General features: G+C 57.9%; 1 pseudogene. It reads right to left on the reverse strand.

Annotated features, from left to right (window positions below):
* Nucleotides 1-280, reverse strand: a pseudogene (locus EXE45_RS21555) (hypothetical protein); the annotation flags it as partial.

Below are 280 nucleotides of genomic sequence, written 5' to 3' on the forward strand. Positions count from 1 at the left end.
TGCCTCAGTGGATAGATTCTGCTCCCGAGTCGCGTCGACGAGTGACACTTTGTCCGGGTGCGTTACATCGAATTGCGCTCTGTAGTCCTCGATCTGGGTGATCGTATCGTCGAGTGCGTCAACGATCTCTTGCTCAGAGTATTCCTCTCGGATCTGGTCGATGCGCCGCCACTGGAAGTACGAGTCGTTGCGCTCATAGCGGACCGGGCGACCGGTGTGCCGGTGAACCATGCCCATCTCGTCGAACCACTCTAAGTAGTCCCGTGCCGTTTCGGTACCG

It is taken from the genome of Halorubrum sp. SP9 (assembly GCF_005435015.1).
GTDB classification, from domain to species: domain Archaea; phylum Halobacteriota; class Halobacteria; order Halobacteriales; family Haloferacaceae; genus Halorubrum; species Halorubrum sodomense.